Here is a 20,353-nt window from a genome sequence, read left to right as displayed (position 1 = left end):
GTCTTGAACATTCTCTGCGGTGGCTGGGCGGGCTCGTTGGACTTAATCATCGCCGCGCCACAGTCACCGCTCGCTATGGTCGAGCCGCTTAGCGGCGCTTGGCCATGGCCGTGATGAAGCGATCAAACAGCGGCGCGACGTCGGTCGGGCCCGGGCTCGCCTCAGGGTGCCCCTGGAAGCTGAAAGCGTCTTTATCGGTGCGCTCAATACCTTGCAGGCTACCGTCGAACAGCGATTTGTGCGTCGCCCGGAGGTTGCCCGGCAGGGTTGCCTCATCCACCGCAAAACCATGGTTCTGACTGGTGATCATGACAACGCCGGTGTCCAGATCCTGAACCGGGTGGTTAGCGCCGTGATGGCCGAGGCTCATCTTGATGGTTTGCGCGCCAGATGCCAGTGCCAGCAACTGGTGACCGAGGCAAATGCCGAATACCGGGATATCGGTTTTCAGCACATCCTTGATCGCCTGGATTGCATAGTCACAAGGCTCCGGGTCCCCAGGGCCGTTGGACAGGAACACACCGTCCGGCTGGAGCGCGAGTACTTGGCTGGCAGGCGTCTGCGCTGGCACGACTGTCACTCGGCAACCGCGCGCAACCAGCATCCGTAAGATGTTTAGCTTGATGCCGTAATCGTAGGCGACCACGTGGTACTTCAGATCTGCAGCGGCGATCTCAGGGCTGCTGTCGGTCTTGAGACCCCACACGCTCGAACGCCATTCATAACTCTTTTGGGTGCTGACCTCTTTCGCCAGATCCATGCCCTTGAGACCGGCAAAACCACGGGCAGCCGCGATTGCCGCTTCTTCAGAAATGTTGTCGCCCGCCATGATGCAGCCATTTTGCGCACCTTTCTCACGCAGAATGCGGGTCAGGCGGCGCGTATCAATACCGGCGATAGCGACCGTGTTGTTGGTCTTCAGATAGTCAGCCAGGGGCATCTTGTTACGCCAGTTGCTCGCAACCAGTGGCAGATCACGAATGACCAGACCGGCTGACCAGACACGGTCGGATTCGGCATCTTGCGGCGTGGTGCCAGTGTTACCAATGTGCGGGTAAGTCAGGGTGACGATTTGCTTGGCATAGGAAGGATCGGTAAGGATTTCCTGATAGCCGGTCATTGCGGTGTTAAACACCACCTCACCAACGGTTTGACCGTCGGCTCCAATGGCTTCGCCGCGAAAAATGCTGCCATCAGCAAGGGCGAGTATGGCTGGCTTAGTCAAGAAGACCTCCCGTAGTAAAGCCTGAAAGGGCGTTCGCAGGTTGTAAAAAAGCGGAATGACGTATGGACACGTCACCCCGCTTTTTTCATCGAATTATCTGCGCGCTTTTAGTGGACACACTAAAGCTGTAGCTTACAGAAAAAGGCTTTTTTAATCCACCGCTAAAACGCCTTAAAGGCAGGGGAATGCGACAGGACATCGCGTAGCGGTTCAAAACTGCGGGCAGGATACAGGTAAAACGCCTGACCTGCCCGCAATGTTGCGTGTATCGCCACCGCGCTTAACGCAGATCAAGCACGTCTTGCATGTCGTACAGCCCTGGCTCTTTGCCGTCTAGCCACAGCGCGGCACGGACAGCACCCTTGGCGAAGGTCATGCGGCTGGATGCCTTGTGGGTTATCTCCACACGCTCGCCGTCGGCTGCGAACAGCACGGTGTGATCGCCGACGATATCGCCAGCACGCACCGTCGCAAAACCAATGGTCTGACGATCACGTGCGCCGGTCTGGCCTTCACGACCATAAACGGCCACTTTGCTCAGATCACGCCCCAGTGCCTTGGCAACGACCTCTCCCATCCGCATCGCCGTCCCCGAAGGTGCATCAACCTTATGCCGGTGATGCGCTTCCATGATTTCGATATCGACATCATCGCCTAACACCCGTGCAGCGGTGTCGAGCAGCTTCAGGCACAGGTTAACGCCGACGCTGAAGTTGGCCGCGAAGACGATTGGAATTTCCTTGCCCGCCTCCACCAGACTCTGCTTTTCGTCAGCACTAAAGCCTGTCGTGCCAATGATCATGGCTTTGCCCGCCTTGCGGCAAAACGCCAGGTTTTTCAGAGTCACGGACGGATGAGTGAAATCAATCAGCACATCGAACTCATCGGCCACTTTCGCCAGATCACCCGACAGCGGCACACCAATACGACCCAGTGCAGCTAATTCGCCAGCATCCGCCCCGACCAGAGTGCTATCAGGACGATCAATGGCGGCGGTCAAGCCCGCGCCTTGCGTCGCCTGGACCGCCTCAATCAGGGTTTTGCCCATACGCCCGGCAGCCCCCATCACAGCAATACGTCGCATGCCTTGCTCCTTAGAGATCGCCGAAGAAACGCTTCACGCCTTCAAACCAGCCATTTGCCTTGGGCGAATGAGAGCTATCACCGTCCAGCGAGGCACGAAACTCTTCGAGCAATTCACGCTGACGACGACCCAGGTTCACCGGGGTTTCTACTGCCACGCGGCACATCAAGTCGCCCGCACCACCACCCCGAACCGGCGCCACACCCTTGCCCTTGAGGCGGAACTGCTTACCTGTCTGAGTACCTTCAGGGATTTTCAGTTTGACACGACCATCCAGCGTCGGCACTTCCAGCTCTCCGCCCAGCGCGGCGTCAGTGAAGCTGATCGGCACCTCGCAGAACAAATGCTTGCCGTCACGCTGGAAGATGGCGTGTTCACGCACATTGATCACGACATACAGGTCGCCGGTTGGGCCACCATGAGCACCGGCTTCGCCTTCACCGGAAAGACGGATACGGTCGCCAGTGTCAACACCAGGCGGCACTTTGACCGACAGGGTTTTGTATTCTTCGACACGACCTTCGCCATGACAGGAATCGCACGGGTCGGAGATGATTTTGCCGTTGCCGTGGCATCGAGGGCACGTCTGCTGCACAGAAAAGAAGCCCTGCTGCATACGAACCTGACCAATACCGCCACAGGTTGGGCAGGTGACAGGCGCCGAGCCTTTTTTCGCACCCGTACCGTCGCATGGCTTGCAGTTGACGAGTGTCGGGACACGAATATTAACCGTCGTGCCACGCACCGCCTCTTCAAGGTTCAGCTCCAGCGTATAGCGCAGGTCACTGCCCCGTTGCGCACCACTACGACCACCACCGCTGCGGCCACCGCCAAAGAAGTCGCTGAACACATCGCCGAAAATGTCAGAGAAGTTCTGTCCACCGAAACCGGCACCGCCGCCACCCATGCTCTGATCCACGCCTGCATGACCATATTGGTCATACGCCGCGCGCTTGCTGGCATCGGAAAGGATCTCGTAAGCCTCGTTAGCCTCTTTGAAAGAGTCTTCAGAAACCTTGTCACCCGGATTGCGGTCCGGGTGATATTTCATCGCGAGACGACGATAGGCCTTTTTCAGGTCCGTCTCACTGGAGCTACGCTCCACCCCCAATACTTCGTAATAGTCACGCTTTGCCATATGTTTTCTGCACTCTTGAGGACGTCCGACAAAACCCTCCTGAGATTGCCGAACTCGTTGGACCCCACTCAGGCCCGGACCCAACTCACGTCAATTCAACGATCCTGGTTTTCGTTCGTCGGTCTTTTTATCGACCGAGAAAAGCGGCAGAACAAGCCGGAGCGCAGGGGCGTCCGGCTTTGCCGCGGAGCTCGCGGACGTTATCCACGAGCCTTAGATTCGCTTGTTCCAGACACGCCAACGCGGGAGCAAGCTCCCGCGCGGCGACATCCTACCAGCGACCGCCCAAGAGCGGCCAACTGGCCCTCAAGTGAGCCTGCGCTTACTTGTGGTCTTTTACTTCTTCGAACTCTGCGTCGACGACGTCGTCTGCGGGCTTGCCTTCTTCCTGAGCGGCGTGGGCAGCGCCTTCAGGTTTTTCAGCTTGCTCGGCGTAAAGTTTCTGAGCAACTGGTGCAGAAACTTTCGACAGCTCCTCGACTTTCGCGTCGATGACGGCCTTGTCGTCGCCTTTGATAGCGGCTTCCAGAGCGACCAACGCGGCTTCGATAGAGGTCTTTTCTTCGGCAGTCACTTTGTCGCCAGCATCTGCGACCATTTTGCGAGTCGAGTGGACCAGCGCATCACCCTGGTTACGGGCCGACGCCAACTCTTCGAACTTGCGATCTTCTTCAGTGTTGGCTTCAGCGTCGCGGATCATTTGCTGAATTTCTTCGTCCGTCAGACCGGAGTTAGCCTTGATGACGATCGACTGAGTCTTGCCGGTGGCCTTGTCTTTCGCGCCGACGTGCAGGATGCCGTTGGCGTCGATGTCAAAGGTGACTTCGATTTGTGGCACGCCACGTGGAGCCGGTGGAATCTCGGCCAGATCGAACTTGCCCAGCGATTTGTTCTGAGCAGCTTGCTTACGCTCACCTTGCAGAACGTGGATGGTCACTGCGCCCTGATTGTCATCGGCGGTCGAGAACACTTGCGATTTCTTGGTAGGGATCGTGGTGTTTTTCTCGATCAGCGCAGTCATCACGCCACCCATGGTTTCGATACCCAGAGTCAGCGGGCTGACGTCCAGCAGCAGAACGTCTTTCACGTCGCCAGCCAGAACCGCGCCCTGAATAGCAGCACCCATGGCAACCGCTTCATCAGGGTTGACGTCTTTACGTGCTTCTTTGCCGAAGAACTCGGTCACCTTCTGCTGAACCAGCGGCATACGGGTCTGACCGCCGACCAGGATGACGTCGTTGATCGCGCCAACTTCGATACCGGAGTCTTTCAAGGCAATGCGGCAAGGTTCGATGGTGCGCTGAACCAGGTCTTCAACCAACGACTCCAGCTTGGCGCGGGAGATTTTTACGTTCAAGTGCTTCGGACCGGTCGCATCTGCAGTGATGTACGGCAGGTTAACGTCCGTCTGCAGGCTCGAAGACAGCTCGATTTTGGCTTTTTCAGCAGCTTCTTTCAGACGCTGCATCGCCAGCGGGTCACCCTTAAGGTTCATGCCGCTTTCTTTCTTGAATTCGTCAACAAGGTAGTCGATCAGACGAATGTCGAAGTCTTCACCACCCAGGAACGTGTCGCCATTGGTCGCCAACACTTCGAACTGGTGCTCGCCATCCACTTCAGCGATTTCGATAACCGATACGTCGAAGGTACCGCCACCCAAGTCATAAACGATGACAGTGTGATCACCTTTCGCTTTATCCATACCGTAGGCAAGAGCGGCTGCAGTCGGCTCGTTGATGATGCGTTTTACGTCCAGACCCGCGATGCGACCGGCATCTTTGGTGGCTTGACGCTGGCTGTCGTTGAAGTAGGCCGGAACGGTGATAACGGCTTCAGTCACCGTCTCACCCAGGTAATCCTCGGCGGTTTTCTTCATTTTCTTCAGGATTTCAGCGGAAATCTGAGGAGGCGACATTTTCTTGCCATTGACTTCGACCCAGGCATCGCCGTTATCAGCCTTGGCGATTTTGTAGGGAACCATCTTGATGTCTTTCTGTACGACTTCTTCGTCGAACTTACGACCGATCAGACGCTTTACCGCATACAGCGTGTTGTGCGGGTTGGTAACGGCCTGACGCTTGGCCGACTGACCGACCAGAATTTCGCCATCGTTTGCATAAGCGACGATCGACGGGGTAGTGCGTGCGCCTTCGGCGTTCTCGATAACCTTGACGTTACCGTTTTCAAGAATGGAGACGCAGGAGTTGGTGGTTCCCAGGTCGATACCGATAATTTTGCCCATCATGACTCTCCTGAAACTTTTTGATTAGGTTGCCGCAACTGCGTTTACAAATTGCGGTAGCTCTTTAAACGCATGGCCTTTAAATGGGGGCCACTCAGCTGATTTCAAGCCTGCTCGTCAATTGACGGTGCAACAGACGACGGCGCCTTGCTGACCACGACCATGGCCGGACGCAGCAAACGACCGTTGAGCTGATATCCCTTTTGGAACACCTTCAGTACGCTGTTCGGTTCGACATCAGTGCTTTCCTGCATCGCCATGGCCTGGTGATGATCAGCGCTGAACGGCTGACCATGCGGATCAATGGCTTCCAACTGATAACGCTTGAGTGTGTCTGCAAACATCTTCAAGGTCAGCTCGATGCCTTCACGCATCGGTCGAATACTTTCGTCGTCAGGGTTGGAGAGGTCCAGACCGCGCTCAAGACTGTCAACGATCGGCAGCAGGTCACCGGCGAACTTCTCCAATGCGAACTTGTGCGCCTTCTCTACATCTTGTTCGGCGCGACGGCGCACGTTCTGCAAATCCGCAGCAACACGCAGAGATTGGTCCTGCGCAGCAGCCAATTGCTCTTCAAGCACCTGCACGCGGGTAGCCAAATCTTCCGCGCCAGTGGACGCTCCGCCAGCCTGATCCTGAGTTTGCGTATCCGAATTCTGTTCGTCAGCCATAGTTATCTCCTTCTAATAACGCCCGCGAGCTCAACTCACGCTTCTGTTCGGCTATATGGGGCCGTAATTTTTGGCTTCAAGGGGATCGACTTAAGGATCGAGTCAATACCCCTACAAATTTTCTGACATATCTCTATCCAGAAGAAAAGCGCATGCAATCGCCAGGGGTGCTAGAAAACAATGTCGGCAAATAAAATTCAGCCCAGCGCGAGCATTGCCAGCAAGATCCAAAACACTGTATAAATAACCAGACAAATCGTTTGGGGGCTGCCTTTATGCTGGTTCACCTGTCCGTACATAATTACGCCATCGTTGAGCATCTCGATCTGGAACTGGATCGCGGTATGAGTGTTATCACGGGTGAAACCGGTGCGGGCAAATCGATCATGCTCGACGCCCTTGGCCTTACCCTGGGTGATCGCGCCGACAGCGGCGTTGTACGACCCGGCGCAGACAAGGCGGACATCCTCGCCACTTTCGACCTCAGCGATATCCCTGAAGCACGCACATGGCTTGCAGAACGCGACCTCGACCACGACGGTCCCTGCATCCTGCGCCGGGTCATCACCGCAGAAGGTCGCTCGCGTTCGTATATCAATGGCACGCCTTGCCCTCAGGGAGACTTGAAATCCCTCGGCGAACTGCTGATCGACATCCACAGCCAGCATGAGCACCAATCGCTGCTAAAGACCGATACCCATCGTCGCCTTCTCGACGCCTATGCAGGTGCCAACGACTTGGCGCGTCAGGTGCAACTGGCCGCACAGCGCTGGCGTCAGACGCGCCAGGAGTTGGAGCGCCTCGCCAACTCGGGCGATGAACAGCGGGCAAAACATCAGTTACTGAGCTATCAACTGGAAGAGCTGGAAAGCCTGAGCCTGGGTGAAGATGAGCTGGTGCGTCTGGAACAGGAACAAAAAAACCTGACCAATGCCGAAAGCCTGTTGAGCATCTGCCGACAGGTCGTCGAGCAATGCAGCGAAAGCGACTCAGGCAATGTGCTCAATGCACTGACAGCGAGCCTGAATCGCCTCAGCAGCGTAGACAACACACCGGATGCCCTGAGTGAAGCGACCAACCTGCTGTCCAGCGCACAAATCCAGGTGGAGGAAGCGGTCGGCGAGATCAATCGCTTCCTTGATCGTTTCGATGCCGACCCCGCCCGCCTACAGCAAGTAGAAGAACGCCTGGATGCAATCTACACCCTTGCACGCAAACACAGGGTTCAGCCCATGGAAGTGTCAGCGCTGCACCAAAAGCTGCTGGACGAAATAGAGACGCTCAACGCCAACGACGAAGCGATTGAGCGCCTGGAAAACGAATTATCATCCTACGCCCGTCATTATCAGGAAAAAGCGCGAGAGCTGAGCGATCTGCGTCATCGTTGCGCCCCTGAACTGGCGATGGCCGTCGAGCAGGAGATTCAACGCCTGGGCATGCCTGGCGGCAGGTTCACCATTGAGTTGCGCGCCAATAGTGATAAGGACCTTCTGCCGAACGGATTGGAGCAAGTCGAGTTACTGGTGAGCGCCAACCCTGGACAGCCACTCAAGGCGCTGGCCAAAGTTGCATCCGGCGGAGAGTTGTCACGCATCAGCCTGGCGATCCAGGTCATCACCGCACAAACCTCTCGCGTCCCGACGTTGGTGTTCGACGAAGTTGATGTTGGCATCGGTGGCCCGACCGCAGAGATCGTCGGGCAACTATTGCGCCGCCTTGGCGAGCGCGGTCAGGTGATGACTGTTACCCACCTTCCGCAAGTCGCCGCACAAGGTCATCAGCATTTGTTCGTACACAAGGTGCGAGACAAGGAGGCAACGCGCACTGCGGTGTCCAAGCTTGGCAAGAATGAGCGTGTCGAAGAAGTGGCGCGCATGCTCGGCGGCATCGACCTGACGAAAGAATCATTGGCGCACGCGAAAAAGATGGTCGTCGCCGCAAAGTCTTAAGGTTTTTGCGGTAAACGACAAAGGCGACCCGAAGTCGCCTTTGTTTTGCGTCAAAAAAGACTTACGTCTTTCTCTTGCGTACGTAGAGCACCAGATTGTGATCCACCAGCTCAAAGCCGTGCTTGACGACAATGGCCCTCTGCAGCTTCTCGATTTCTTCGTCGTAGAATTCGATGACTTCTCCGGACTCTACGTTGACCATATGGTCGTGGTGGCCGCCATCTGCCAGTTCGAACACAGCATGACCGCCGTCGAAGTTGTGGCGAACCACCAATCCGGCTGCTTCAAACTGGGTCAAAACACGGTATACCGTCGCAAGACCGACGTCTTCGCTGGCCTCCATGAGCGCCTTGTAAACGTCTTCCGCACTCATGTGACGCTGCTCGGCAGAATCGAGCATTTGAAGGATTTTGACCCGCGGCAGGGTCACTTTAAGTCCAGCTTTGCGTAGTTCGCTATTTTCTACCATGGTCAGCTTTCTCGCAGACGCTGCTTCGCAGCTTCTCTTAATGCAGGTATGATCGGGGTTTACGTTGTCCCAGCCAAGATAGTGGAAGTCGCCCACCGATGCAAAACACCAAGCTCCTGCTAACCAGTTTCACCCTCGTGGGACTGCTCGCACTCGCCGGTTGTTCATTCCCCGGGGTTTACAAAATCGACATCCAGCAGGGAAATGTCGTGACACAGGACATGATAGACCAGTTACGGCCCGGAATGACCCGGCGGCAAGTACGGTTTATCATGGGCAACCCTTTACTGGCCGATACGTTTCACGCTGATCGCTGGGATTACCTATACAGCCTGCAGCCTGGTGGCGGTGAACGCCAGCAAGAGCGCATTGCCCTTTTCTTCAACGGCAATGACCAACTCGCGAGCCTTTCCGGTGACTTCAAACCTGGCGTGAGTCGCGATGAAGCGATTCTCGGCAAAGGAAGTGACGCCACCACTCCCGAGAATCAAGGCGAGCAGCCAAAAACCGAAGCGCCACCAAAGCCCGGCTCACTGCTTGAGCAAATCCAGAATGACGTCGATAAAGTCGAGACCGTTCCGGTACCGACCCAAGAGCCACTGGACACAAATCCGCGTTAATCCGCACCCTGCTCCTTGTAAAAAGCAGCGTCATAAAAACCCCGGCATGCCGGGGTTTTTTATTGATTATGTCAATCTGACGAAAAACTTAAATCGCACGTTGGTCTTTTTTGGCCTGAGCAGCCTTCGCTGCGCGTAGACGACGCGTCTCTTTGGGGTCCGCCAGCAGCTGGCGATAAATCTCTATCCGGTCGCCATTCTCCAGCACACGTGTTTGAGGATCGCTCTCGCGCTTGCCAAAAATCCCCACCGGACACTGTTGCAGGTCCAGCTCAGGAAAGGCCGCGCCAATACCGCTAGCCGCCAACGCCTCACGCACAGTCGAGCCAACAGGAACGTCCACGCTGAGCAGCGCCTGACGGTCGACTGCCGCGTACACGACTTCGACGCTAATCATCGCCTCAGCCATGCAGCTCTTTGGCTCGTTGGCAAAATGCATCGACCAACGTGTTCGCCGCCTGATTGAACAGCGGTCCAAGGGTGGCACGAACGATAGGCCCGGAATAATCAAACGACAGGTCAAGGCTGATCTTGCACGCTTTCTCTCCCAATGCCTTGAAGGTCCAGATGCCGTGCAACTGGCTAAACGGCCCCTCTTCCAGATTCATCTCGATGATGTGTCCAGGCGTCAGCGTGTTGCGTGTGATGAAGTGCTGACTAAGACCGCCCTTGGCCACTTCGACCCGTGCGCGCATCTGTGCTTCATCGCTCTCCAGCACCGTGGCGCCCGAACACCAGGGCAAAAACTCTGAATAGCGAGAGACGTCATTGACCAGGTCATAAAGCGCCTGGGCGGGGTACGGCAGCAAGGCCGAACGTTGAATATGCGTAGTCATGTCAGCGTCATTTCCAAAGCTGAGCGGCAAATACAATCAAAATGCCGAGCGGCGCCACATAGCGCATCAAAAAGAACGTCAAAGCGAAAAGTACCGGGCTGCGGATCGACAACTCGTCGCGTACCGCCTCACGGCCCATCACCCAACCTGCGAAAACCACAAAGCACAAGCCACCGAGCGGCAGCATAATGCGCGAAGTGAAGAAATCGATCACCCCAAAAAAGTCCAGGCCACCGGCCGCGCCCCACTGGTAGAGATGAAACGCGCCACCATCGCTCACAAAGAATTTGGCCTGCTGCCAGATGTTGAACGAGAAAACCGTGCCCAACCCAACGAACCAGCAAATGAACGACAACCCGAATGTCACCCAGCCGCGCCGCACCCTGGTTCGCTCAACAAGGTAAGCCACCATTGGCTCAAGCAGCGAAATGGCTGAACTCCAGGCCGCTACCGCCACCAGCACGAAGAACACTACGCCCATCAGCTGACCAAATGCCACGTTGCCGAACGCTACCGGCAGCGTGACGAACATCAGCCCCGGCCCTTCACCCGGATTGAGTCCCGCAGCGAAGACAATTGGAAACAGCGCCAACCCGGCCAACAGCGATACAAATGTATCGATCAATGCCACGCCAACCACCGTCGCACTGATCGATGCCTCTCTGGTCATGTACGCGCCATAGATCATGATCGATCCGACACCGACACTCAGCGAGAAAAAAGCATGCCCCATTGCTGGCAGTAATCCGTCCAGCAGTTTCTCAGGGCTGAAGTCGAACATGAAATGCACGCATTGCATGAAGTGCCCCGTGGTCAGGCTGTAGCCAAGCAAGACCACCATCAGGATGAACAGCAGTGGCATCAGAATACGCAGACTGCGTTCCAGACCAGCATTGACGCCCTTGTCGATGGTCATCGCCGACAACAGCATGAACAGCGTATGCCAACCCACCAGCCGCCAGGGGTCGGCAATCATCGCGCCGAAAAACGCACCCACGTTGTCCGGCGACAAGCCCTGAAAGTCGCCTTTGCCCACATCGAGGATGTATTCAAGGGACCAACCACCAACCACGCTGTAAAAAGAAAGGATCAGCAACGCCGTGATCATCCCGGCAAAGGCGCCCCATGACCACTGGGTCGAACGCCCCGCTTCGCGGGCCAGAACCTTTAGCGCATTGGCCGGGCTCTGCCGTGAGCGACGCCCGATCAGCGTTTCGGCAATCATCACCGGGATACCGATTAAGGCGATGCAGGCGAGAAACACCAGCACAAAAGCACCGCCGCCATAGACGCCGACCATGTAGGGGAATTTCCATATACTGCCCAAGCCTACCGCAGAACCTGTAGCGGCCAGGATGAACACCCAGCGACTCGCCCAGCTACCATGGACAGAAACCTTGTCCGTCGACATCGTTGACACGTCCAGCACGCAAAAAAGATCGCGCATTGTCCGGGATTCAATCAACGTGCTCAAGCACGCAGGTTCACCGTAGCCGACAACGCGGCGAGTCCCTATAATGCGTCGCCTATGGCTAAGCTCAAGAAACATCCCACAGGGACCATCGCGCAAAATAAAAAGGCGCGTCACGATTACTTCATCGAACACAAGTTCGAGGCCGGTCTGGTCCTGGCTGGCTGGGAAGTAAAAAGCCTGCGTGCCAACAAGGTGCAGCTGGTGGACAGTTACGTGCTGCTCAAGGACGGCGAGGCATGGCTGATGGGTAGCCATATCTCACCCCTGACGACAGCCAGTACTCACGTCATCGCTGACCCGACACGTACCCGTAAACTCCTGCTCAACCAGCGCGAGCTTGAAAAACTCACCACGGCGGTGCAGCAAAAAGGCTATGCCTGCGTGGCTCTTTCCCTTTACTGGAAGCAGCACTTGATCAAGTGCGAAATAGCTTTGGGCAAAGGCAAGAAGGAATACGACAAGCGCCACACCGAACGCGAGCGTGATTCGGATCGTGAGCTGCAGCGCGCTGTGCGCAGTAAAGGCAAGGATGATTAGGCTCTGAAAAGAGCCTTGATCTGAACCGCCCTGCATTTTTCTGGAGCGAGCTTGTTGGCGAGACGCCGGATCTGACCCACAGCGTCAAGCTCTCGCCAACAAGTTGGCTCCTACAGCACCCATGTGTAGCGGTTCAAATCCCGTTACGCCGCTCAGCCCGCGCCGTGCGCTGAACCTGCTGCCGGACTTCCTCCAGCACTTCCTGCACATACAGCAAATGCCGGCTGGACACTTCGCGCGCCTCATCCGCGCGGCCTTCGATAATCGCCAGATACAACTCGCGGTGCTGACTGATCAACATGTCACGGGTTTCCGTACGCTGCTTGTACATCCCGCCAATATTGGTCACGACGTTACGCGTCAGCAGATCGAACAGACCGCGGATCGTATGCAGTAACACGGCGTTGTGGCTGGCTTCGGCAATCGCCAAATGGAAGCTCGCATCGGCCGCGCCCTCCTCCGCTCGACTGACCTCATCGACCCGGTTATAGCAATCCTGCAGCGTTTCGAACGCCTCGCGTAGGCGAGCGCGGTCAACATCGGTCGCGCGAATGGCCGCGTAATACGCACAAGACGCTTCAAGGGTGTGGCGAAATTCCAATAAATCCCGCTGCGCGTCGTTGCTGCTCTCCAACAGATACAGAAGCGGATCGCTGAAAGTCGAGCCCAGGCTTTCAACAACATAGTTCCCGCCACCCTGCCGGCTGATCAACAGTCCCTTGGCGGTGAGCTTCTGGATCGCCTCGCGAAGGGATGGACGCGACACACCGAACTGCTCAGCCAGCGCACGTTCAGCGGGCAAACGCCCGCCAGCCCTGAGCGTGCCCTCAAGGATCATTCGCTCGAGCTGTTCAACGATATCGTCAGACAAGCGGCGCTGACGCACCTGATCAAAGCCCATACCCCATCACTCCACATCCGCCGAACGTTTTCGGGGGTGCATATTCTGGCTGATTGCGGTCATACATTCACGCCGCAGATACGACGCAAAACGGCGCTTCAGCAAAAAAACAGCCGGACCGAGACAAAAGTTCTATAACCACAAATTGACACAACAAACCAAGGCTTTTAACCTAGCGCCAAGACATTGTAAATTGGTATTACCAATTTTGCGATGCCGGTGTTTGATGGTCAACCTCCATCCTCGCCGCAAGTCTCTCGCGACGGCAAAGACTTGAGCTGGTGAGCTGTGCGACTTGTTCGTCAGCACCCGCAGGATGACAGTGCAACTGACGTCACCTACAGGAGCCGCGCACGTACGACATGGACACCGGGCCTACCCAACAACAACTAGGGGCCACCCACATGCAAACATGGCAACAGCTCTATACACCGCTCGGCAGTCTTGGGTTATCTGCCCTCGCTGCGATTATTCCCATCGTGTTTTTCTTCCTCGCTCTGGCCGTGTTCCGGCTCAAAGGGCACATCGCCGGCACCATCACATTGGTACTTGCGTTGCTGGTTGCCATCTTCGCCTTCCAAATGCCGGCAGACATGGCCATCGCATCGGCCCTTTATGGGTTTTTCTATGGCTTGTGGCCCATTGCATGGATCATCGTCGCGGCAGTGTTTCTCTACAAACTCACCGTCAAAAGCGGTCAGTTTGAGATCATCCGCAGCTCCGTCATGTCGATCACCGATGACCAACGCCTTCAGGTGCTGCTGATCGGTTTCTGCTTCGGTGCATTCCTTGAAGGTGCTGCAGGTTTCGGCGCGCCGGTTGCCATCACGGCCGCGCTGCTGGTAGGTCTGGGACTCAACCCGCTCTATGCTGCGGGTCTGTGCCTGATTGCCAACACCGCACCGGTGGCGTTTGGCGCACTGGGGATTCCAATCATCGTTGCCGGCCAGGTATCAGGGCTCGACGCGTTCAAGATCGGTGCAATGGCAGGTCGTCAACTGCCGCTGTTGTCGCTCTTCGTACCCTTCTGGCTGATGTTCATGATGGACGGCCTACGCGGTGTGAAAGAAACCTGGCCAGCAGCACTGGTGGCTGGCGGCAGCTTCGCGGTCGTGCAATTCCTGACCTCTAACTACATTGGCCCAGAACTGCCCGACATCACCTCGGCACTGGTCAGCCTGGTCTCGCTGACATTGTTCCTGAAGGTCTGGCAACCGGCGCGCGCTGGTGAAATCCAAGTCGCAGGCACTGCTGGCGGCGCTGCCGTGATCGTCGGTGGCGGCCCTGGTGGTTTTGGTCAGCCGCGCACGACCCAAAAATCTCCACACTCAATAGGCACTATCTTCAAGGCATGGTCTCCGTTCCTGATCCTTACCGTTGTGGTGACGATCTGGACGCTGAAGCCGTTCAAGGCGCTGTTCGCTGCGGGCGGTGCGCTTGAGGCGTGGACCATGAACTTTGCCGTCCCAATGCTGAACAACCTGGTGATTAAAGGCGCCCCCATCGTAGCAGCGGCGACGCCGATGCCCGCGGTGTACAAGTTCGACCTGATCGCTGCGTCCGGCAGTGCGATTCTGTTCTCGGCAATCCTGGCAATGATCGTATTGCGCATTGCGCCACGAACGGGTCTTACCACCTTTAAAGAGACGCTGATCGAGCTGCGCTGGGCCATCGTGTCCATCGGCATGGTGCTGGCGTTTGCCTTCGTCATGAACTACTCGGGCATGTCCTCGACACTGGCATTGGTCCTGGCGGGGACAGGCGCGGCATTCCCGTTCTTCTCGCCATTCCTTGGCTGGCTGGGTGTGTTCCTGACCGGTTCCGACACCTCGTCCAACGCCCTGTTCGGCTCGCTGCAAGCGACCACCGCGCACCAAGTGGGTGTCAGTGACATTCTCATGGTGGCGGCCAACTCCAGCGGCGGCGTGACTGGCAAGATGATTTCCCCACAATCAATCGCAGTCGCCTGTGCGGCCACTGGTCTGGTGGGTAAAGAATCGGACCTGTTCCGCTTCACCCTCAAACACAGCATCTTCTTTGCCACCATCGTCGGCTGTATCACCTACGTCCAAGCGTACTGGCTCACCGGTATGCTGGTGCATTAACGAGACGAGCGCCGGGTGCGCTCATGCGCGCCTGGCCGCTACCCCCGCTCACTCAACGTAGCGAGACCCCATGATCATTTCTGCCGCCACAGACTATCGCGCCGCAGCGCAACGCAAGCTGCCGCCGTTCCTGTTTCATTACGCTGACGGTGGTGCATACGCCGAGCACACCCTGCGCCATAACGTCTCGGACCTCGCTGGCATTGCCCTACGCCAGCGCGTCCTGAAGAACATGTCCGAACTAAGCCTGCAAACCACGCTGTTCGGCGAAACCCTGAGCATGCCGGTGGCGCTGGCCCCGGTTGGGCTCTGCGGGATGTACGCCCGCCGAGGCGAAGTACAGGCTGCCCGCGCGGCAGCGGCCAAGGGCATTCCATTCACCTTGTCCACGGTGTCGCTCTGCCCGATAGAGGAAGTCGCTCCGGCCATTGACCGTCCCATGTGGTTCCAACTGTACGTGCTCAAGGACCGCGGCTTCATGCGTAACGCCCTTGAGCGGGCCAAGGCCGCCGGGGTCAAGACTCTGGTGTTCACCGTCGACATGCCGGTGCCCGGCGCCCGCTACCGTGACCTCCATTCCGGCATGAGCGGCAAGAACGGCCCCATTCGCCGCATCCTGCAAGCCGTGACTCATCCGCAATGGGCTTGGGATGTGGGCGTGAACGGCCGCCCTCATGACTTGGGCAACATCTCGGCCTACCGAGGCAACCCCACTGGCCTGGCCGACTACATCGGCTGGCTGGGGGCCAATTTCGATTCGTCGATTTCCTGGAAAGATCTGGAGTGGATTCGCGAGTTCTGGGACGGCCCGATGCTCATCAAAGGCATCCTTGACCCCGAAGATGCCCGCGATGCGGTGAAATTCGGCGCCGACGGCATCATCGTTTCCAACCATGGTGGCCGTCAGCTCGATGGCGTGCTGTCCAGCGCTCGCGCTCTGCCAGCCATCGCCGACGCGGTGAAGGGCGACATCAAGATCCTCGCCGACTCCGGCATCCGCAGCGGCCTGGATGTGGTGCGCATGATCGCCCTTGGTGCCGACGCTGTGCTGATCGGCCGCGCGTTCATTTATGCCCTCGCTACCCACGGTGAAGCCGGGGTAAAGCACCTGCTCGATCTGTTCGAGAAGGAAATGCGGGTGGCCATGGTGCTGACCGGCGCCAAATCCATCAGCGAAATCACTCGCGACTCGCTGGTCCGTGCCTCTCCAGTCGGTGAACTTGGCGCCTGAGCACACCCCCTACATAACGCACGCGGCACTCCAGATGCCGCGGCGCTACGAGAATGACCGCATGAGGAAGACCGCATGAGCCTGCCCGCCTCCTTCCTGACCGATGTGAAGCGCCTGATCCCCATCGAGCGCCGCTTCGACGACCCACTGTCCACGCTCGCATTCGGCACCGACGCCAGCTTTTATCGGTTGATTCCAAAGCTGGTGATCCGCGTCGAATCCGAAGACGAAGTGGTCGCACTGCTCAAACTGGCCCAAGCCGACAAAGTGCCGGTGACCTTCCGCGCCGCCGGCACCAGCCTGTCCGGGCAAGCCATTAGTGATTCGGTGTTGATCGTGCTGGGCGATAACTGGAACGGCCGCGAAGTGCGTGAGCAAGGTGGTCAGATTCGCCTGCAACCCGGCGTGATCGGCGCTCAGGCCAACGCCTGGCTGGCGCCGTTCGGGCGCAAGATCGGCCCTGACCCGGCCTCGATCAACGCTGCGAAAATCGGCGGTATCGTCGCCAATAACTCCAGCGGCATGTGCTGCGGCACCGCGCAAAACACCTACCACACACTGGCCGGGATTCGTTTGGTGCTGGCCGATGGCACCCGCATCGACACCGAAGACGCCAGCAGCGTCGCAGCCTTTCGCACCAGCCACGCCGATTTATTGGAGCGCCTTGCCGAACTCGGCCGAACCACCCACGCCAATACCGAACTGGCCGCCAAGATTCGCCACAAATACCGACTGAAAAACACCACCGGCCTATCTCTAAATGCCTTGGTCGATTTCGAAGAGCCGCTGGATATTCTCAGCCATTTGCTGGTGGGCTCGGAGGGTACGCTGGGCTTCATCAGCGCAGTGACTTACGACACGGTGGTCGATCACCCACACAAAGCGTCAGCACTCATTGTGTTTCCGGATGTTGAAACCTGCTGCAACGCCGTGACCGTGCTCAAAACCCAGCCCGTGTCGGCAGTGGAACTGCTGGACCGGCGCAGCATGCGTTCGGTGCAGAACAAACCGGGGATGCCGTCTTTCGTACGCGAGCTGTCGGAAAACGCCTGTGCGCTGTTGATCGAAGCGCGCGCCGCGACTCGACCGCTGCTGCATGAACAACTGGCGCAGATCATGGCGTCGATTGCACAGTTCCCGGTCGACAAACAAATTGATTTCACCGAAGACCCGCTGGAAAACGCTCGTCTGTGGGCCATCCGCAAGGACACTTTCCCTGCGGTGGGGGCAGTGCGCGAGACCGGCACCACCGTGATCATCGAAGATGTGACCTTCCCCGTTGAGCAATTGGCGATGGGTGTGCGGCGCCTGATCGAGCTGTTCGACAAGCACCATTACGACGAAGCGATCCTCTTCGGCCACGCGCTGGAAGGCAACCTGCACTTCGTTTTCACCCAGGGTTTCAATGACCCGCAAGAGGTGGCGCGTTATCAGGCGTTCATGGACGACGTCACACAACTGGTGGCTGTGGAGTTCAACGGCTCGTTGAAAGCCGAGCACGGCACAGGTCGCAACATGGCGCCGTTCGTCGAGCTGGAATGGGGCAGCGACGCCTATCAATTGATGTGGCAACTCAAACGCCTGCTCGATCCCAACGGGATCCTCAACCCTAACGTGGTGCTCAGTGAAGATCCGCAGATCCACCTCAAACACCTGAAGCCAATGCCAGCAGCCGACGAAATCGTCGACAAGTGCATTGAGTGTGGTTTCTGCGAGCCAGTGTGTCCGTCGAAAGGGCTGACGCTGAGCCCGCGTCAGCGCATCGTCATCTGGCGCGATATCCAGGCGAAAAAGCGCGCCGGAACTGACACCTCCGAACTGGAACGCGATTATCACTACCAAGGCATAGACACCTGCGCCGCGACCGGATTGTGCGCACAGCGTTGCCCGGTCGGAATTAATACCGGTGAACTGGTGAGGAAGCTTCGCGCTCGCGACGCCACTCATGACAAAACAGCCAGCTGGTTGGCGCATCACTTTACCGCCGCCTTGCAGGGCGCACGCTTCACGCTGCACGCGGCCAACGGCGCACGCATGTTGCTCGGCGCGCCAAGGCTGGCGAAGCTTTCATCGGCGCTGAGCAAGGCTTCAGCAGGACGCATCCCACAATGGACGTCTGCAATGCCGCAGGCAGAAAGCGCCATTCGCTTTACGCCTCCAGTGGAAGACCAGCGGCCACGGGTGGTCTATCTCGCAGCCTGCGTGTCCCGTGTGATGGGCCCGGCGGCCGGTGATCGTGAACAAATGTCGTTGCTGGATAAAACCCGTGGCCTGTTGGAAAAAGCCGGTTATCAAGTGGTCTTCCCGGAAGATCAGGACAGCCTATGCTGCGGGCAACCGTTCGCTTCAAAAGGCTACGCCGAGCAAGCCGAAGAGAAGCGCCAGCAATTGCTTGCGGCGTTAACCAAGGCCAGTCGTGGCGGTCTCGATCCCATCTACTGCGACACCAGCCCCTGCACGTTGCGGCTGGTGCAAGACCTCAAAGACACGCGCCTGGATCTCTATGATCCGGTTCGGTTTATTCGTACTCATCTGCTCGACAAACTGGTGTTCACGCCAGAGCAGGAGGCCATCGCAGTGCATGTCACCTGCAGCACGCAACATCTGGGCGAAAGCCAAGCGTTGATTGAGCTGGCGCGGCTGTGCAGCGTCAACGTGGTAATCCCCGAAGGCATCCACTGCTGCGGCTTTGCGGGCGATAAAGGTTTCACCACGCCAGAACTTAATGCCCACTCGTTGCGCACGCTCAAAGACGCTGTCCAGTACTGCAATGAAGGTATTTCCACAAGCCGCACATGCGAGATCGGCCTTACCCAACATGGCGGCATCAACTACCACGGGCTGGTGTACCTGGTGGATCGAGTCACTCAACCAAAAAGCGCCTGATCGCAACACAGGGGCGAAGTTCGCCCCTTTTTGTGACGCAATGTGCGACATGGTTTTTTCATAGGATCGCTGAAAAAAGATAGAACCCCTGCGTTTGAGGACAGTCCATCTGTTTAAGCCCGCCGCAATAACGAGGCTTATTGACGTTCTCGGACATCGGCTCTCCATAGCCGCCGCGCCGAGGCCCCAGGCTAAAGGAGATACAACATGAAGCGCACTGCACTCACTGGTTTATTCCTTACCGCAGCACTACTGGGTTCCCCGGCATTCGCCGCTGAAGACCTCTGTGGCGCCAACTTGCAAACCATAAAAGACGCACAGGTTTCTTCGGGTACCAACCTGAGCGCCGATACCAAGGCGGAGCTAGAAAAAACCCAGGCTGATGCCGTAGCCGCTCAAAAAGCGGGCAACGACAAAGAATGTATCGCCCTCACCGAAAAAGCGATCACTCAGCTTAAAACGCTGGGATCGGGTAGCGATGGCGGTGGTGTCAAGTAAGACGGGGATTGGTCAGTCAGCGGCCAGCCAGCACTCTCTACCGAGCACGATGGTCGACGTATCTCATTGACTCGGGTACACTCCGCCGCCTGACTGCTAGAGCAGCAGAATTGGGGCCGATTAGGATTCGACGCCGGTGATGAAACTCTAGGGGCATGCCGAGTTGGTAACAGAACTCGTAAATCCACTGTTGCAACTTTCTATAGTTGCCAATGACGAAACCTACGGGGAACAAGCTCTCGCCGCGTAAGCGGTGCTAGCCTTCCTTCTGGTAGCTTCGGCTCCAGCAATCACCAGGGGATGCCTGTAAACCCAAAGTGATTGTCATATAGAACAGGATCGCCGTGCAGTACGCTGTGGACGAATCGGCTAAAACTTACACAGCTCGCCCAACGCACCCTGCCAGTCGGGTCGCAGAGGGTTAACTTAATAGACACGGCTAAGCATGTAGTCCCGAAAGCGGAGTACTGGCGGACGGGGGTTCAAA

General features: G+C 57.3%; 17 protein-coding genes and 1 other RNA gene. 8 read left to right on the top strand and 10 right to left on the bottom strand.

What is annotated here, in order from left to right; all coding sequences use genetic code 11:
* Positions 1 to 88: 88 nt before the first annotated feature.
* From carA to grpE, 5 genes are all read right to left on the bottom strand, one after another.
* The gene (carA, locus tag VGC62_RS25975; RefSeq protein ID WP_331189944.1) at positions 89 to 1,225 is read right to left on the bottom strand and encodes a glutamine-hydrolyzing carbamoyl-phosphate synthase small subunit; all 1,137 of its coding nucleotides are present in this window, start codon (positions 1,223 to 1,225) and stop codon (positions 89 to 91) included.
* 280 nt (positions 1,226 to 1,505) lie between these two features.
* The gene (gene dapB / locus VGC62_RS25970) at positions 1,506 to 2,309 is read right to left on the bottom strand and encodes a 4-hydroxy-tetrahydrodipicolinate reductase (RefSeq protein ID WP_331189943.1); all 804 of its coding nucleotides are present in this window, start codon (positions 2,307 to 2,309) and stop codon (positions 1,506 to 1,508) included.
* 10 nt (positions 2,310 to 2,319) lie between these two features.
* Entirely contained in the window at positions 2,320 to 3,447 is a 1,128-nt protein-coding gene (gene dnaJ, locus VGC62_RS25965) for a molecular chaperone DnaJ (protein WP_331189942.1), read from the bottom strand.
* Between the two features lie 322 nt (positions 3,448 to 3,769).
* Positions 3,770 to 5,689 carry a molecular chaperone DnaK gene (dnaK, locus tag VGC62_RS25960; RefSeq protein ID WP_331189967.1) on the bottom strand — a complete coding sequence of 640 codons (1,920 nt, stop codon included), beginning with the start codon at positions 5,687 to 5,689 and terminating at the stop codon, positions 3,770 to 3,772.
* Positions 5,690 to 5,793: 104 nt separating this feature from the next.
* Complete coding sequence (gene grpE / locus VGC62_RS25955; protein WP_331189941.1) at positions 5,794 to 6,360, bottom strand: nucleotide exchange factor GrpE; 567 nt, start codon at positions 6,358 to 6,360, stop codon at positions 5,794 to 5,796.
* A 275-nt stretch (positions 6,361 to 6,635) separates the two neighbouring features.
* On the opposite strand from grpE, the gene recN reads away from it, so the two are divergent.
* A complete protein-coding gene (gene recN / locus VGC62_RS25950; protein ID WP_331189940.1) occupies positions 6,636 to 8,309 on the top strand; it encodes a DNA repair protein RecN in 1,674 nt (557 codons plus the stop codon).
* Between the two features lie 61 nt (positions 8,310 to 8,370).
* On the opposite strand, the gene fur is transcribed toward recN, so the two are convergent.
* Complete coding sequence (fur, locus tag VGC62_RS25945; protein WP_331189939.1) at positions 8,371 to 8,778, bottom strand: ferric iron uptake transcriptional regulator; 408 nt, start codon at positions 8,776 to 8,778, stop codon at positions 8,371 to 8,373.
* Between the two features lie 98 nt (positions 8,779 to 8,876).
* On the opposite strand from fur, the gene VGC62_RS25940 reads away from it, so the two are divergent.
* Positions 8,877 to 9,398 carry an outer membrane protein assembly factor BamE gene (locus VGC62_RS25940; protein WP_331189938.1) on the top strand — a complete coding sequence of 174 codons (522 nt, stop codon included), beginning with the start codon at positions 8,877 to 8,879 and terminating at the stop codon, positions 9,396 to 9,398.
* A gap of 88 nt (positions 9,399 to 9,486) precedes the next feature.
* Here VGC62_RS25940 and VGC62_RS25935 read toward each other — a convergent pair whose 3' ends face one another.
* The 3 genes from VGC62_RS25935 to VGC62_RS25925 are packed head-to-tail and all read right to left on the bottom strand — an operon-like array spanning position 9,487 to position 11,645.
* Positions 9,487 to 9,807 carry an RnfH family protein gene (locus VGC62_RS25935; RefSeq protein ID WP_331189937.1) on the bottom strand — a complete coding sequence of 107 codons (321 nt, stop codon included), beginning with the start codon at positions 9,805 to 9,807 and terminating at the stop codon, positions 9,487 to 9,489.
* Positions 9,800 to 10,234 (bottom strand): type II toxin-antitoxin system RatA family toxin, encoded by a 435-nt coding sequence (locus tag VGC62_RS25930; RefSeq protein WP_331189936.1) that lies wholly within the window; start codon positions 10,232 to 10,234, stop codon positions 9,800 to 9,802. Before VGC62_RS25930 ends, VGC62_RS25935 begins: the two co-directional genes overlap by 8 nt.
* Positions 10,235 to 10,241: 7 nt before the next feature.
* Entirely contained in the window at positions 10,242 to 11,645 is a 1,404-nt protein-coding gene (locus VGC62_RS25925) for a sodium-dependent transporter (RefSeq protein WP_331189966.1), read from the bottom strand.
* Positions 11,646 to 11,762: 117 nt separating this feature from the next.
* Between VGC62_RS25925 and smpB the strand changes: the two genes are divergently transcribed.
* Positions 11,763 to 12,245, top strand: coding sequence for an SsrA-binding protein SmpB (gene smpB / locus VGC62_RS25920; protein ID WP_331189935.1), 483 nt, complete (start codon positions 11,763 to 11,765; stop codon positions 12,243 to 12,245).
* Positions 12,246 to 12,378: 133 nt separating this feature from the next.
* Here smpB and VGC62_RS25915 read toward each other — a convergent pair whose 3' ends face one another.
* Entirely contained in the window at positions 12,379 to 13,146 is a 768-nt protein-coding gene (locus tag VGC62_RS25915) for a GntR family transcriptional regulator (RefSeq protein WP_331189934.1), read from the bottom strand.
* Positions 13,147 to 13,550: 404 nt separating this feature from the next.
* Here VGC62_RS25915 and VGC62_RS25910 point away from each other — a divergent pair, with 404 nt between their 5' ends.
* The 5 genes from VGC62_RS25910 to ssrA form a co-directional block, all read left to right on the top strand.
* Positions 13,551 to 15,251 (top strand): lactate permease LctP family transporter, encoded by a 1,701-nt coding sequence (locus VGC62_RS25910; RefSeq protein ID WP_331189933.1) that lies wholly within the window; start codon positions 13,551 to 13,553, stop codon positions 15,249 to 15,251.
* Between the two features lie 70 nt (positions 15,252 to 15,321).
* Positions 15,322 to 16,482: an FMN-dependent L-lactate dehydrogenase LldD gene (lldD, locus tag VGC62_RS25905; RefSeq protein WP_331189932.1), complete on the top strand. Its 1,161-nt coding sequence runs from the start codon at positions 15,322 to 15,324 to the stop codon at positions 16,480 to 16,482.
* A 75-nt stretch (positions 16,483 to 16,557) separates the two neighbouring features.
* Positions 16,558 to 19,368 carry an FAD-binding and (Fe-S)-binding domain-containing protein gene (locus tag VGC62_RS25900; protein WP_331189931.1) on the top strand — a complete coding sequence of 937 codons (2,811 nt, stop codon included), beginning with the start codon at positions 16,558 to 16,560 and terminating at the stop codon, positions 19,366 to 19,368.
* Between the two features lie 207 nt (positions 19,369 to 19,575).
* Entirely contained in the window at positions 19,576 to 19,866 is a 291-nt protein-coding gene (locus tag VGC62_RS25895) for a hypothetical protein (protein WP_331189930.1), read from the top strand.
* 112 nt (positions 19,867 to 19,978) lie between these two features.
* Positions 19,979 to 20,353, top strand: a transfer-messenger RNA (tmRNA) gene (gene ssrA / locus VGC62_RS25890); the annotation flags it as partial.

Origin of the sequence: Pseudomonas sp., assembly GCF_036404235.1 — a bacterium.
Classification (GTDB): Bacteria; Pseudomonadota; Gammaproteobacteria; order Pseudomonadales; family Pseudomonadaceae; genus Aquipseudomonas.
The sequence above is the reverse complement of the archived record's forward strand: the minus strand, read 5'-3'. Positions and strand labels throughout refer to the sequence as shown.

Excerpts from the sequence above, each read along its gene's own strand:
- dapB (WP_331189943.1), bottom strand. The coding sequence starts at position 2,309 with ATGCGACGTATTGCTGTGATGGGGGCTGCCGGGCGTATGGGCAAAACC.
- dnaJ (WP_331189942.1), bottom strand. The coding sequence starts at position 3,447 with ATGGCAAAGCGTGACTATTACGAAGTATTGGGGGTGGAGCGTAGCTCC.
- dnaK (WP_331189967.1), bottom strand. The coding sequence starts at position 5,689 with ATGGGCAAAATTATCGGTATCGACCTGGGAACCACCAACTCCTGCGTC.
- grpE (WP_331189941.1), bottom strand. The coding sequence starts at position 6,360 with ATGGCTGACGAACAGAATTCGGATACGCAAACTCAGGATCAGGCTGGC.
- recN (WP_331189940.1), top strand. The coding sequence starts at position 6,636 with ATGCTGGTTCACCTGTCCGTACATAATTACGCCATCGTTGAGCATCTC.
- fur (WP_331189939.1), bottom strand. The coding sequence starts at position 8,778 with ATGGTAGAAAATAGCGAACTACGCAAAGCTGGACTTAAAGTGACCCTG.
- VGC62_RS25940 (WP_331189938.1), top strand. The coding sequence starts at position 8,877 with ATGCAAAACACCAAGCTCCTGCTAACCAGTTTCACCCTCGTGGGACTG.
- VGC62_RS25935 (WP_331189937.1), bottom strand. The coding sequence starts at position 9,807 with ATGGCTGAGGCGATGATTAGCGTCGAAGTCGTGTACGCGGCAGTCGAC.
- VGC62_RS25930 (WP_331189936.1), bottom strand. The coding sequence starts at position 10,234 with ATGACTACGCATATTCAACGTTCGGCCTTGCTGCCGTACCCCGCCCAG.
- VGC62_RS25925 (WP_331189966.1), bottom strand. The coding sequence starts at position 11,645 with ATGTCGACGGACAAGGTTTCTGTCCATGGTAGCTGGGCGAGTCGCTGG.
- smpB (WP_331189935.1), top strand. The coding sequence starts at position 11,763 with ATGGCTAAGCTCAAGAAACATCCCACAGGGACCATCGCGCAAAATAAA.
- VGC62_RS25915 (WP_331189934.1), bottom strand. The coding sequence starts at position 13,146 with ATGGGCTTTGATCAGGTGCGTCAGCGCCGCTTGTCTGACGATATCGTT.
- VGC62_RS25910 (WP_331189933.1), top strand. The coding sequence starts at position 13,551 with ATGCAAACATGGCAACAGCTCTATACACCGCTCGGCAGTCTTGGGTTA.
- lldD (WP_331189932.1), top strand. The coding sequence starts at position 15,322 with ATGATCATTTCTGCCGCCACAGACTATCGCGCCGCAGCGCAACGCAAG.
- VGC62_RS25900 (WP_331189931.1), top strand. The coding sequence starts at position 16,558 with ATGAGCCTGCCCGCCTCCTTCCTGACCGATGTGAAGCGCCTGATCCCC.
- VGC62_RS25895 (WP_331189930.1), top strand. The coding sequence starts at position 19,576 with ATGAAGCGCACTGCACTCACTGGTTTATTCCTTACCGCAGCACTACTG.